General features: G+C 61.0%; 15 protein-coding genes and 1 tRNA gene. 4 read left to right on the forward strand and 12 right to left on the reverse strand.

The window, feature by feature from the left end:
• Window positions 1-89: 89 nt before the first annotated feature.
• The 9 genes from accD to JI748_RS14445 all read right to left on the reverse strand — a co-directional run bounded on the left by accD (window position 90) and on the right by JI748_RS14445 (window position 7,943).
• Window positions 90-1,070, reverse strand: a complete 981-nt coding sequence (gene accD, locus JI748_RS14405) for an acetyl-CoA carboxylase, carboxyltransferase subunit beta (protein WP_201632119.1) — start codon at window positions 1,068-1,070, stop codon at window positions 90-92.
• A 97-nt stretch (window positions 1,071-1,167) separates the two neighbouring features.
• A complete protein-coding gene (trpA, locus tag JI748_RS14410) occupies window positions 1,168-1,992 on the reverse strand; it encodes a tryptophan synthase subunit alpha (RefSeq protein ID WP_164533060.1) in 825 nt (274 codons plus the stop codon).
• Complete coding sequence (trpB, locus tag JI748_RS14415) at window positions 1,992-3,206, reverse strand: tryptophan synthase subunit beta (RefSeq protein WP_201632120.1); 1,215 nt, start codon at window positions 3,204-3,206, stop codon at window positions 1,992-1,994. Before trpB ends, trpA begins: the two co-directional genes overlap by 1 nt.
• Before the next feature lie 119 nt (window positions 3,207-3,325).
• Window positions 3,326-3,976 carry a phosphoribosylanthranilate isomerase gene (locus JI748_RS14420; protein WP_201632123.1) on the reverse strand — a complete coding sequence of 217 codons (651 nt, stop codon included), beginning with the start codon at window positions 3,974-3,976 and terminating at the stop codon, window positions 3,326-3,328.
• Between the two features lie 51 nt (window positions 3,977-4,027).
• A complete protein-coding gene (locus tag JI748_RS14425; RefSeq protein ID WP_201632126.1) occupies window positions 4,028-4,387 on the reverse strand; it encodes a lipopolysaccharide assembly protein LapA domain-containing protein in 360 nt (119 codons plus the stop codon).
• Window positions 4,388-4,419: 32 nt separating this feature from the next.
• Window positions 4,420-4,704: an integration host factor subunit beta gene (locus tag JI748_RS14430; protein WP_164533056.1), complete on the reverse strand. Its 285-nt coding sequence runs from the start codon at window positions 4,702-4,704 to the stop codon at window positions 4,420-4,422.
• Between the two features lie 101 nt (window positions 4,705-4,805).
• A complete protein-coding gene (locus JI748_RS14435; protein WP_201632129.1) occupies window positions 4,806-5,315 on the reverse strand; it encodes a GNAT family N-acetyltransferase in 510 nt (169 codons plus the stop codon).
• A gap of 69 nt (window positions 5,316-5,384) precedes the next feature.
• Window positions 5,385-7,070 carry a 30S ribosomal protein S1 gene (gene rpsA / locus JI748_RS14440; protein WP_233280694.1) on the reverse strand — a complete coding sequence of 562 codons (1,686 nt, stop codon included), beginning with the start codon at window positions 7,068-7,070 and terminating at the stop codon, window positions 5,385-5,387.
• Between the two features lie 231 nt (window positions 7,071-7,301).
• Window positions 7,302-7,943, reverse strand: coding sequence for a (d)CMP kinase (locus JI748_RS14445; RefSeq protein ID WP_201632134.1), 642 nt, complete (start codon window positions 7,941-7,943; stop codon window positions 7,302-7,304).
• 188 nt (window positions 7,944-8,131) lie between these two features.
• Between JI748_RS14445 and JI748_RS14450 the strand changes: the two genes are divergently transcribed.
• Together JI748_RS14450 and JI748_RS14455 are read left to right on the forward strand one after the other, a co-directional pair.
• Window positions 8,132-8,530: a TIGR02300 family protein gene (locus JI748_RS14450; RefSeq protein WP_201632137.1), complete on the forward strand. Its 399-nt coding sequence runs from the start codon at window positions 8,132-8,134 to the stop codon at window positions 8,528-8,530.
• A gap of 141 nt (window positions 8,531-8,671) precedes the next feature.
• Window positions 8,672-8,747 (forward strand) — tRNA-Ala (locus tag JI748_RS14455).
• A gap of 223 nt (window positions 8,748-8,970) precedes the next feature.
• Here JI748_RS14455 and JI748_RS17455 read toward each other — a convergent pair.
• From JI748_RS17455 to JI748_RS14470, 3 genes are read right to left on the reverse strand one after another with little or no spacing between them, the layout of a single operon-like run.
• Entirely contained in the window at window positions 8,971-9,132 is a 162-nt protein-coding gene (locus JI748_RS17455; protein WP_233280542.1) for a type II toxin-antitoxin system RelE/ParE family toxin, read from the reverse strand.
• Window positions 9,133-9,158: 26 nt separating this feature from the next.
• Complete coding sequence (locus JI748_RS14465) at window positions 9,159-9,389, reverse strand: transcriptional regulator (RefSeq protein WP_233280543.1); 231 nt, start codon at window positions 9,387-9,389, stop codon at window positions 9,159-9,161.
• Window positions 9,390-9,436: 47 nt separating this feature from the next.
• Window positions 9,437-9,622, reverse strand: a complete 186-nt coding sequence (locus JI748_RS14470; protein WP_201632142.1) for a DUF2934 domain-containing protein — start codon at window positions 9,620-9,622, stop codon at window positions 9,437-9,439.
• 121 nt (window positions 9,623-9,743) lie between these two features.
• Here JI748_RS14470 and JI748_RS14475 point away from each other — a divergent pair, with 121 nt between their 5' ends.
• Both JI748_RS14475 and pncB read left to right on the forward strand, forming a co-directional pair.
• Window positions 9,744-10,907 carry a winged helix-turn-helix domain-containing protein gene (locus JI748_RS14475; RefSeq protein ID WP_201632145.1) on the forward strand — a complete coding sequence of 388 codons (1,164 nt, stop codon included), beginning with the start codon at window positions 9,744-9,746 and terminating at the stop codon, window positions 10,905-10,907.
• A 59-nt stretch (window positions 10,908-10,966) separates the two neighbouring features.
• Complete coding sequence (pncB, locus tag JI748_RS14480) at window positions 10,967-12,274, forward strand: nicotinate phosphoribosyltransferase (protein ID WP_201632148.1); 1,308 nt, start codon at window positions 10,967-10,969, stop codon at window positions 12,272-12,274.
• Window positions 12,275-12,310: the final 36 nt, after the last annotated feature.

Raw genomic sequence — 12,310 nt, forward strand, 5'->3', positions numbered from 1 at the left:
CCGGGACAGATCATTGGCAGCCGCTGCGTTGGTTCGCGCGGCCGATTAGTCCCGGAGAATAGAGCGAACGTCCTTAATCCTGCGTAAAGCTACTCGGCATGCGCGGCGGCAGCAGGCGGATCGATGTCATCGTCGCCTTCGGCCGCAACCGCGGCTTCGCGCAGGCTTGCCTGTGCGGCAATGGCTTTCTGCGCTGCGCCGGTAAAGGTGTCGTTGGCGGGGGCGTTGGTCAAAATACCTGCCAGCGAGCCAATGGTGGAGCGGAGGTTGTGGCGGTGTACTACCATGTCCACCATGCCGTGCTGGTAGAGATATTCGGAACGCTGGAAGCCTTTGGGGAGCTTTTCGCGGATGGTTTGCTCGATTACGCGCTGGCCGGCAAAGCCGATGAGGGCTCCAGGCTCTGCCAGATGAACGTCGCCGATCATGGCGTAGGAGGCGGTGACGCCGCCGGTGGTGGGGTTGGTGAGGACGACGAAGAAGGGAAGGCCGGCTTCGCGGAGGCGCAGCACTGCGACCGTGGTGCGCGGCATCTGCATCAGCGAAAGGACGCCTTCCTGCATGCGGGCGCCGCCGGACGAAACGAAGAGCACGAAGGGCGTCTTGTTGCGCAGCGCCGTTTCAAGGCCGGTGATGATGCCCTGCCCCGCGGCCATGCCGAGAGAGCCACCCATGAATTCGAAGTCCTGGATGCCGACGGTGATCGGGCGATCGTGGAGCTTGCCGGTGGCAACGATGACGCTGTCTTCGTAGCCGGTCTTGGCGCGGCTTTCGCGCAGGCGATCGGTGTATCGCTTCTGGTCGCGGAATTTGAGCGGATCGACCGGCACGGAGGGCACCGGCACGAGATCGTACTTGCCGTCATCGAGGAAGGTCGCAAGACGATCGGCCGGCTTGATCTTCATGTGGTGACCCGAATTGGGCACGACCCACTGATTGGCCTCGAGATCGCGATAGAACACCATCTCGCCGGATTCTGGATCCTTGACCCAAAGATTTTCGGGAGTTTCCCGCTTGGGATTGAGAATGGAGCGGATTTTCGGGCGGACGAAATTGTCGATCCAGTTCATGGCGCGGCCTTTCCGGGGGAGCGTTTGGCTCCCCTAATCGTCAATTGTGGCAAATGTTATCAGGCCTCACTTCACCAGCAAGGCCCGCTTGAAGGTGTCAGACCCGCGCCCGGCGCAGGCCGCCGGCGAGGTCGGCCACGAGGTCGCGCACGGCAGCAACGGTCTTTTCCGTCGCCTTGCCGTCAACCAGCGAAGTGCCGACCGCATTGACCAGCACGGTGCCGACGGCAATGCCATCGGCATGACGTCCGATCTCGGCAGCATCGTCGGCAGTCTTGATGCCGAAGCCAACGATCACGGGCAGGTCGGTGTGCCCCTTGATGCGTTCGACAGCGTCTCCCACGGCACCGCGCGAAGCAATGGCGCCGCCGGTCACGCCGTTCATGGAGACGTAGTAGACAAAGCCCGAAGTGTTTTCGAGCACGGTGGGCAAGCGGCGATCGTCGGTGGTCGGCGTGGTCAGGCGGATGAAATTGAGCCCGGCCGCCAGAGCCGGCTTGCAGAGCTCGTCGTCCTCCTCGGCCGGCAGGTCGACGATGATCATTCCATCGATGCCGGCTTCTTTGGCCATGGCGATGAAGCGGTCGACGCCGAAAATGTAGATCGGGTTATAGTAACCCATGAGCACGATGGGCGTCGTCTCGTCCTTGCGGCGAAACTCTTCCACCATGCCGAGAACGCCGGTCAGCGTCTGGCCGGCCGCAAGGGCACGCTGTCCGCCCAGCTGGATGGCGACGCCATCGGCCATCGGATCGGAAAACGGCAGGCCCAGTTCGATGATGTCGGCGCCGGCCTGGGGCAGCATATTGAGGATGGCCTGGCCGGTCGCGAGATCAGGGTCGCCAGCCATGACATAGGCGGCCAGCGCGGGACGGTTCTGGGCCTTCAGCTCGGCAAGGCGGCGGTCGATGCGCGTGGTCATTACTTCAGCAGTCCCAGATATTTGCCGACGCTTTCGACGTCCTTGTCGCCGCGGCCGGAGAGGCAGAGCACGACGGACTGGTCCTTGCTCATGGTGGGCGCAAGCTTCATCACCTGCGCAAGGCCATGGGCGGATTCGAGCGCCGGGATAATGCCTTCCATGCGGGTGCAAAGCTGGAAGGCTTCGAGCGCTTCCTGGTCGGTGATCGGCACATAGGTCACGCGCTTGCTGTCATGCAGCCAGGCGTGTTCGGGACCGACGCCGGGATAGTCGAGACCGGCTGAAATCGAGTGGCCCTCGAGGATTTGCCCATCGGCATCCTGAAGCAGGTAAGTGCGATTGCCATGAAGCACGCCAGGGCGGCCGCCAGTCATGGATGCAGCATGGCCATTGTCGACCTCGATGCCATGGCCACCCGCCTCGGCGCCGTAGATGGCAACATCGGGATCGTCGAGGAAGGCGTGGAAAGTGCCGATGGCATTGGAGCCACCGCCAACGCAGGCGACGACAGCGTCCGGCAGCCGGCCCTCTTCCTCGCGGAACTGCGCCTTGAGCTCGGTGCCGATGACGGACTGAAAGTCGCGCACCATTTCCGGGTAGGGATGCGGGCCCGCTGCGGTGCCGATCAGGTAATAGGTAGTGTCGACATTGGTGACCCAGTCGCGCAGGGCCTCGTTCATGGCGTCCTTGAGCGTGCCGGCGCCGGCAGTCACGGGCCGCACTTCGGCACCCAGCATGCGCATGCGCAACACATTGGGCATCTGCCGCTCGACGTCGGTCGCGCCCATGAAGATGGTGCAGGGCAGGTCGAACTTGGCGCAGACGGTGGCGGTCGCGACGCCATGCTGACCGGCACCGGTCTCGGCGATGACGCGCGTTTTGCCCATGCGCTTGGCCAGAAGAATCTGGCCAAGGCAATTGTTGATCTTGTGCGAGCCGGTATGGTTGAGCTCTTCGCGTTTGAACCAGACCTTGGCGCCGCCAAGATGGTTGGTCAGCCGTTCGGCAAAATAGAGCGGGCTGGGCCGGCCGGTATAGTGCTTGGCGAGATGCTCGACCTCAGCCAGATATTCGGGGTCGTTCTTGGCGGCGCGATATTCGCGCTCGAGATCGAGGATCAGCGGCATCAACGTCTCGGCGACGAAGCGCCCGCCATAGATGCCGAAGCGGCCATGCTCGTCAGGACCGTTGCGCAGTGAATTGGTGCCGTCCAAAAGATGTCCTAACTTGCTCGACGTTCTCCCACAGACCTCATCCTGAGCCTGTCGAAGGACGAGGTCTGTGCCCACCGACCTCGTGGTTCGACAAGCTCACCATGAGGTCTACGGTAAATCTATCCTGCTGCCTTGGCGTTTCGGATGAACGCTTCAATCAGCTTCTTGTTCTTGACGCCCGGCGCCGTCTCGACGCCCGACGACACATCGACGCCAAATGGCGGCCGCACGGTGCGAATGGCTTCGGCCACGTTGTCCGGCGTCAGGCCACCCGAAAGCATGAAGGGCACCGAAGGGTCAAGGCCTCCGAGCAGGCTCCAGTCGAAGGCCTCGCCCAGTCCGCCCGGCCGGTCCGCATTCTTGGGTGGCTTGGCGTCCAGCAGGATACGGTCGGCAACGTCGAGGAAAGCTGCGACATGGGCGACGTCATCGGCCGAGCCGATCGGCAGCGCCTTCATGATCTGCGTGCCGGCTTCCGCCCTGATCGCTTCTACACGATGCGGTGTTTCGGGTCCGTGCAGCTGGATCCAGTCCGGACCAAGCGCTGCAACTTCGGCGACGCAGGAATTGTCCGGATTGACCAAGAGCACGCAGCTTTCCACCTGGCCGCGGGCTGCCGAGATCAGACCACCAAGGTCTTCGATCGATACGTGGCGCGGCGAGCGCATGAAGTGGACGAAGCCGACCATGTCGGCGCCGGCCTCGATGGCGGCATCGAGAAGGTCGAGCGTCTTGATACCGCAGATTTTGACGATAACCGGGTCGGCCATGGGGCTCGGGCTCAAGGGGTCACGTAAGCGTAGCAGAAAACGGCAAAAAGGTCAGCGCAGTTCTAGCACATCATCCACTTCGCTCAGCGTTGAAACGCTGGTAGTGCCAGTGGCGCGGCGCTGCTTGTCGAGCTCCTGCGTCAGCTGATGGGCCTCGCGCCGCCAGTGCCGCTCGCGCTTGCGGTGCTGTCCTTGCGCAAACCAGGTCGCAATACCGCCCAGCAGCACGCCGATCAGCAGCACCACAAACAGCACCACGAAGAGCGGAATGCCATAGCCGGCGGTGGGGTCAAGCGGGGCGACGAAGGGATTGACGTTGACCGTCACCAGCTGCCGATTGGCCAGGGCGAAGGCAATCAGCAGCGCGCAGAAGGGAACAAGGACCAGCCAGCCGACGATTTTCTTTGCCATACCGTATCCTAGACGCGCCGACGACGATCCGCTCAGGACGAGCGGTTGAGCCGCTCGCGGATTTCCTTGCCGGCCTTGAATTGGGGAACGTACTTTTCACCCACGTCAACCTGTTCGCCGGTGCGCGGGTTCCGGCCGACGCGGGCCGGGCGATTTTTGACCGAGAAGGCGCCGAAGCCGCGAAGCTCCACCCGGTCGCCGCGGGCCATGGCATCGCCGATCTCGTCGAGGATGGCGTTGACGATGTTCTCGATGTCACGCTGGAACAGGTGCGGGTTTTCCGCCGCGAGCTTTTCGACAAGTTCCGACTTGATCATCCAAGGCTCCGCCGTTTCCTCCGCCCCATCGAAAGAGGCCGGGCCAACCTGCCAAAGCGCGCTCAAAGCGTCAAGCAAAACAGGGGCTTCTAGCCGCTAAACTACGGCAGGCGCTTGATCATATAGCGCGCGTCGGCCTCATAGCCATGGAGCTTTTCGGCCAGGTCGGGCCGCTTCTCGACTTCAAAGCCGAGCTTTTCCCAAAAGGGGCGCGACTTGTTGACCGCAACAAGGCTCATGGTCGCAAAATTCTTGACCGCCGCATGCTTGGTCAGCGCAGCGACGATGCCTTTGGCCGAGCCCAGGCCGCGGGTCAGCGGCAGCAGCGCCAGATCGTGAATATAGTAGGTGTCCGGTGTCTCCGGCAGCGCACCCAGAAGCGTATTGAGCGGCGGCAGGTCACCCAGGCGCCAGGGATGGCTCAGCACATAGCCTGCGGGCTTTTCGTTGACCTCGAGCAGGTAGCAGCCGTTGTGGTAGAGCGCGTATTTTTCCGCCAAAACCTCGACCGACTCGAAGAAGCCGGGATGTACCTTACCGGCAATGGTCGAGACGGCGTCGATGTCGTAGCCCGACATGGCCCGCCAGGCGACGTCACGAAACTGGATCATGGGCGGCTTCCATAAAAACGACCCGCACCATGTGGCGCGGGTCGAAAATGTCGTCAACGCAAGAGCGCTTTACTTCTCTTCGCGACCCTTGAGGGCAGCGCCGAGAATGTCGCCCAGCGAAGCACCCGAGTCGGACGAACCGAAGTTGGCCACGGCTTCACGTTCTTCGGCGATTTCGAGCGCCTTGATCGAAAGCTGGATGCGGCCGGTCTTGCGGTCGTACTGGGTGATGCGCGCGTCGACCTTGTCGCCCTTGGCGAAGCGCTCGGGGCGCTGGTCGTTGCGATCGCGGCTGAGATCGGCGCGGCGGATGAACGAGGTCACGTCGCTGTCAGCGATGCGCACTTCGATGCCGCCTTCGTTGACGTCGATGACTTCGGTGGTGACCACGGCGTTCTTGCGCAGGCCACCGGCTTCACCGGCTTCGCTCGAGGACGAACCAGCCGAAGAGGACGTGCCTTCGCCGTTGAGCTGCTTGATGCCCAGCGAGATACGTTCCTTTTCGACATCGACGTCGAGGACGCGCGCCGAAACCATGTCGCCACGGTTGTAGTCGTCGAGGGCAACTTCGCCCGACTTCTGCCAATCGAGGTCGGAAAGGTGAACCATGCCGTCCACATCGCCTTCGAGGCCGATGAACAGGCCGAATTCGGTCTTGTTCTTGACTTCGCCTTCGATGGTGGAGCCGACCGGGTGCTTCTCAGCGAAAGCTTCCCACGGATTCTGCAGGGTCTGCTTGAGGCCCAGCGAAATGCGGCGCTTGTCCGGATCGACTTCGAGCACGACGACGTCGACTTCCTGGGAGGTCGAGACGATCTTGCCCGGATGGACGTTCTTCTTGGTCCAGCTCATTTCGGAAACGTGGATCAGGCCTTCGATGCCCGGTTCCAGTTCGACGAATGCACCATAGTCGGTGATGTTGGTCACGCGGCCGGTGAACTTGGCGCCAATTGGATACTTGGCTTCGATGCCTTCCCACGGGTCGGACTGCAGCTGCTTCATGCCGAGGCTGATGCGATGCGATTCATGGTTGATGCGGACGATCTGGACCTTGATGGTCTCGCCGATCGTGAGCACTTCGGACGGGTGGTTGACGCGACGCCATGCAATGTCGGTGACATGGAGCAGGCCGTCGATGCCGCCGAGATCGACGAAGGCACCGTAATCGGTGATGTTCTTGACGACGCCGTCAACAACCTGGCCTTCTTCGAGCTGCTGCACGATTTCCGAACGCTGTTCGGCGCGCGATTCTTCGAGGATGGCACGGCGCGAGACGACGATATTGCCGCGGCGCTTGTCCATCTTGAGAATCTGGAACGGCTGCGACACGTTCATCAGCGGGGCGATGTCGCGGATCGGACGGATGTCCACCTGCGAACGCGGCAGGAAGGCCACGGCGCCTTCCAGATCGACGGTGAAGCCACCCTTGACCTGGTTGAAGATGATGCCTTCGACGCGTTCGTTGGCGTTGTACTTTTCTTCGAGCTTGACCCAGCTCTCTTCGCGGCGAGCCTTTTCACGGGAAAGGACGGCCTCGCCGACAGCGTTCTCGACGCGGTCGACATAGACTTCCACTTCCGAGCCGACCTGGATCTGGCCATCGCGGTAAGCCTGGCCAAATTCCTTGAGCGCCACGCGGCCTTCGGTCTTGAGACCGACGTCGATGATGGCGAGGTCCTTTTCGATGGCGACGACCCGGCCCTTGACGACCGCACCCTCTAGGGGTTCGTTGTCGACAAAGCTGTCGAGCAGCATCGATTCAAAATCTTCAGTAGTCACAGTTTGCTGTGCCAAACGTATTTCTCCGTTGCGCCGGTGGTTGGGTGGTTAAATCCTGCCGGAAGCCGGGTCCGCCTTGGCAAAAACACCAAGGCCGGCGCACGGAGCACCGCTTCTTGAGCAGGAGGATGGGGTAGTCTTTTGTTCCGGGCCATCGAAGAGGCTGAGCGTCGTGACGCCGGCGCACAAGGAGGAAATTAGGAAGCGTCAGCCCCCTGCCTTGAGCGCCATGGTCCGATCGACGATCGCGATGGCAGCGCGGAGTGCGGCCTCAATATCCAAAAGCGTCGTATCTAGCAAGTGCGCGTCTTGCGCCTGATAGAAGCCGCCATGGGGATTAAGCATGTCGCGGGCATCCCGCTCTTCTATCTGGTGATAGAGCGCATAGCGATCAACCACCTCTCCGCGCTTTTCGAGCTGCCTTGCCCGGCGCTCCATACGGGCCTTACTGTCGGCGCGGATAAAGAGTTTCACATCGGCATCGGGGCAGATCACGGTGCCGATATCGCGGCCATCGAGGACGGCACCATTGGGGTTCTGGGCGAACTGGCGCTGAAAATCAAAGAGCGCTTTACGCACATCGGCGATGACCGCCACCTTGCTGGCCAAGACGCCGGTTTCGGCGGAGGTCAGCGCTTCGATATCGCCAAGCTGGGTGGCATCGAGCGCGCGCGCCGCGGCAATGGCAGCGGCTTCAAACATCGTGCTGTCCATATAGGTCGCGACGGCCAGTCCCACGGCGCGGTAGAGCAGCCCCGTATCGAGGTGCGGCAGGCCATAATGACGCGCGAGCCCGGTGGCGAGCGTGCCCTTGCCCGAGGCGGCAGGTCCGTCGACGGCGATGATCATGGCTTGGCTCCCCGCTGGCTCCCCCAAGGCGATAGCGGGGTGCGGCAGGGAGGGCAAGGGGCAGCATCGGCGCGAAAGCCCATGCATTTTGCGTTTGACAGGGCTGGGCTTTGACCATAACCGAAGCGACCGAAACGGGCGCCGCGGCACTGGTGCGCCCGCACTTTTCCCAAGACGAGGCATGAGAAATGGCCAACGAGCGCGGTACCAAGCGGACCGATCCCGACACCGGCAAGAAATTCTACGACCTCAACCTGGACCCGATCGTCTCGCCCTATACCGGCAAGAGCTATCCGCGGTCCTTCTTCGAGCAGATCAGCGGCAAGGCCGGCCCGGCCACTGCCCGCAAGATCGATGACGAAGACGAGACCGAAGAAGAAGAAGTCGAAGACGTCGCAGCACCCGAAATGGTCAGCCTCGAAGAGGCCGATGCCGAAGAGGCAGGCGATGACGAAGTGCCAGATGACGTCGAAGACGTCGAGGTCGACGAAGAGCTCGGCGACGACGAGGAAGACGTGTTCCTCGAAGAAGACGAAGACGAGGACGACGGCCTCGGTTTTGAAGTCGGCGACGACGAAGACCGCTGATTTCGTTAACGAATTCGTACCGGGCAGGCTCTCTGCCCGGTGCGCCAAAAAAGTGTCATTTAGGCACTTGCACCCGGGCGGATCATCCAATAGGTTCCGCCTCGCTTCGGACGGGTTAGCCCTTCCGGAACCCAAAAAGATGGGGCCATAGCTCAGCTGGGAGAGCGCTTGCATGGCATGCAAGAGGTCAGCGGTTCGATCCCGCTTGGCTCCACCAGCCTTCGCTGCGTTGCAGCTTCGGCTAGGCAAGCCTTAGAGGCTGCCACGAAGCTCGCGGACTTATAGAAGCGAAGGCTGTCTCGTAGAAGTTGCGCAGCAACGACGGCGGACGACGACCGAAATTTCAGTTTAGCTCTTCTGGCCATCTCCTTGCCGTGTGGACCACCGCAAGTATCTCGACTTGTTCGGTTACACGGTAAGCGACGATGTAGGGTAGGTCGCTAAAGACGAACTCTCTTGTGCCTGACAGCCGTCCCTAGTCGACCCGCCATGGGACTTGCTCCCAATGCTTGAGTGCGTCGGAAAAGCTCGGCCGATAATCGATACGCAGCTGATGGACTGTCTTGCGCAACATAGTCTTGGATTTCATCCAGATGCGCCAATGCAGCACGCGTCCAGATGACCCGAATTATTCCGTGCGATACTTATTGACGACGCGATCGACCTCATCGTCGGTCGCAAAGCGCTCTTCCCGAGCGTCGGCCAGTCCGGCGGCCACCTTTTCCAAAAAACGTTCCTGCCACTCAAGAGAATGGCCGTTTTCCAAGGCGTCGACGACGATTTGCTCGACCGTCAGATTGGTACGGGCTGCAATGGCCGCCACGCGCCCTTGAGTTTCTTCGGACAGATTTAGAGCCATAGTCATGGCGCGAATATGCCACTAGGCCCTAGCTAATCGCAAGCGTCTCACTTCTTCGCTTCGCCTGCTGCCTTGTCATCGGCGCGCTCGGCCATCAGCATTTCGATGGCGCGGAACCAGTAGTCCTTTTCTTTGCCGAACGGGCGGCCGTCGTCTTCCCAAAGGTGGTAAGCGGCCTTACGGACGTTTTGTTCGAAATCCATGTCGACGAATTTTTCGGTGTCCTCATACATGACGCTTCTCCATTCTTGATCGTGAAACGCTAGCACGGTTCTTCCGTATCCATAGCTGACATGGGTTATTTGCGCAGTCGGTTGACGGCATGGGGAGCCCTGCTCATGCTGCATGCCTCCAATGGATCGCCTCGTGACCCGCAAACCTCTTGTCATTACTCAAAAACAAGCGCGCGCCATCTGGATGCGGGCGCAGCGGCTCGATAGTTTCGAGCCATTCGGCGCAGGGCCTGAAGCGGCGCAGGCTGCGATCGCTCATCTGGGCTATTTGCAGATCGACACCATCAATGTGATCGAACGCTGCCACCACCACATTCTTTATTCGCGCATTCCGAGCTATCGCCGCTCGGACCTGGCGCATCTGCAAAGCGCTGAGAAGTCGGTCTTCGAATATTGGACGCACGCGCTGAGCTATGTCCCGACGGCCGACTTTTCGTTTTTCGTGCCGGCGATGAAGCGCTATCGCGACAATCCCAGCGCCTGGTTCGGCTCGGTGACCACGAGGGAAGTCAGCGCCATGACCAGGCGGCTGAAAACCGAAGGCGCGCTGTCGATTCGCGACATCGATGACGATGAGCTTGTCGACAAGAACCACCCCTGGGCCAGCCGCAAACCGTCAAAACGCGTGCTGCAGCTGATGTTCTACCAAGGGCTTGTGACCATCTCGGCACGCGAAGGCATGCTCAAGACCTATGAGCTCACCGGTCGCCATTTCGGCTGGGACGCCTTCCCAAGAGCCGCAACCGAGCGGCAGATCACCGCATACCTGCTTGACCGCGCCTTGCGCAGCCAGGGGCTGGTCAGCCTCGATTCCATCTGCCACCTCAATGCGCCTGCCAAAGCGGCTGTGCTTGAGCTTATCGAGTCGCGCGTCAAACGGCGCCTGCTTGTTCCGGTCACGGTAGAGGGCGCTGACAAGACGCCACATTGGGCTGAACCTGCCACGCTCGACTGGGCGGGGGTCGAGGCCTCCAACCGCGTCCATATCCTTTCGCCCTTTGATCCGCTGATCATCCAGCGCAAGCGGCTGAAGCTTATGTTCGGCTATGACCATGTCTTTGAAGCCTATGTGCCGGCTGCCAAGCGACGCTTCGGCTATTTCGCCCTGCCGGTGCTGGTGGACGACCGGGTCGTGGCAGTAGCTGACCTCAAGACCGACCGCGCCGCGGGCAAGCTCTTGCAACAACGATGGACATGGCTTGAGGAGCTCGGAGCCGAAGTACGAACGGCAATCAAAGCCGAGCTCGGGCGATTTGAACGCTTTCAACTGGACCGCTCGGCATAAAGCCGCCTTTCCAGCCTCTCGTCGCCGCGCTAGAACCCCAGCCGCGACTGGGGACAGCTATGGCCACCTATACCGATATTGCTCGCCGGGTTTACAACCATACCTGGAAGCTCGATCCGATCATCCGCAGCCTGCTGGACACCGATTTCTATAAGCTCTTGATGTTGCAAATGATCTGGGGGCTTTATCCCAAGGTCGAGGCGACCTTTTCGCTGATCAATCGAACGAAATCCGTACGGCTCGCCGAAGAGATCGATATCGACGAGCTGCGTGCTCAGCTCGATCACTGCCGTAGCTTGCGCTTTTCCAAGAAGGAAATGATCTGGCTGGCCGGTAATACTTTTTATGGCAGCAAGCAGATTTTCCAGCCCGGTTTTCTGCGCTGGCTCGAAAACTACCAGCTGCCGGAATACCGGCTAGAGAAGCGCGACGGGCAGTATATCCTTGAATTTCCAGGGCTTTGGGTCGACACTACGATGTGGGAAATTCCGGCGCTTGCCATCATCAACGAGCTGCGGTCGCGGGCAGCGATGAAGCGTTACGGGCCGTTCACGCTCGACGTGCTTTACGCCCGCGCCAAGGCGCGGATGTGGGAAAAAGTCGAGCGGTTGCAAAAGCTTCCGGACCTCAAGATCTCCGATTTCGGCACCCGCCGCCGCCATTCGTTTTTGTGGCAGAGGTGGTGCGTAGAAGCGCTGAAAGAAGGGATCGGTGACAGCTTTACCGGCACCTCAAACGTCAAATTGGCTATGGATAGCGACCTTGAAGCGCTCGGCACCAATGCGCATGAACTGCCCATGGTGCTGGCTGCTCTTGCCCGCTCCGACGATGAGCTGCGCGAAGCGCCCTATCGCGTCCTCCAGGACTGGAAGAGCTACTACGGCGGCAACTTGCTGATCGTCTTGCCGGACGCCTTCGGCACCGATGCGTTCTTGCGCAATGCGCCCGACTGGGTGGCCGACTGGACCGGCTTCCGTCCGGACTCGGCGCCAGCGATCGAAGGGGGCGAACGCATCATCGAGTTCTGGAAGTCGCGTGGCCGCGACCCGCGCGAGAAGCTGCTGATTTTTTCCGACGGGCTCGACGTCGACATGATCGAGGAAGCCTATATCCACTTCGATGGCAAGGTGCGCATGAGCTTTGGCTGGGGCACCAATCTCACCAATGATTTCGAAGATTGCGCGCCCGAGCCCAATCCGGGCCTCTCACCCATCTCCATCGTCGCCAAGGTCAGCGAGGCCAATGGACGCCCGGCGGTCAAGCTTTCCGACAATCCCGCCAAAGCGACGGGCACGCCGGACGATATCGCGCGCTATCTGCGTATCTTCGGCGATCAGGGACGAGTGGAGCACGCCGTCCGCGTCTAGACTGCGGCTACGCACCAGATTCGCCACACTAAAAAT

It is taken from the genome of Devosia rhizoryzae (assembly GCF_016698665.1).
Classification (GTDB): Bacteria; Pseudomonadota; Alphaproteobacteria; order Rhizobiales; family Devosiaceae; genus Devosia; species Devosia rhizoryzae.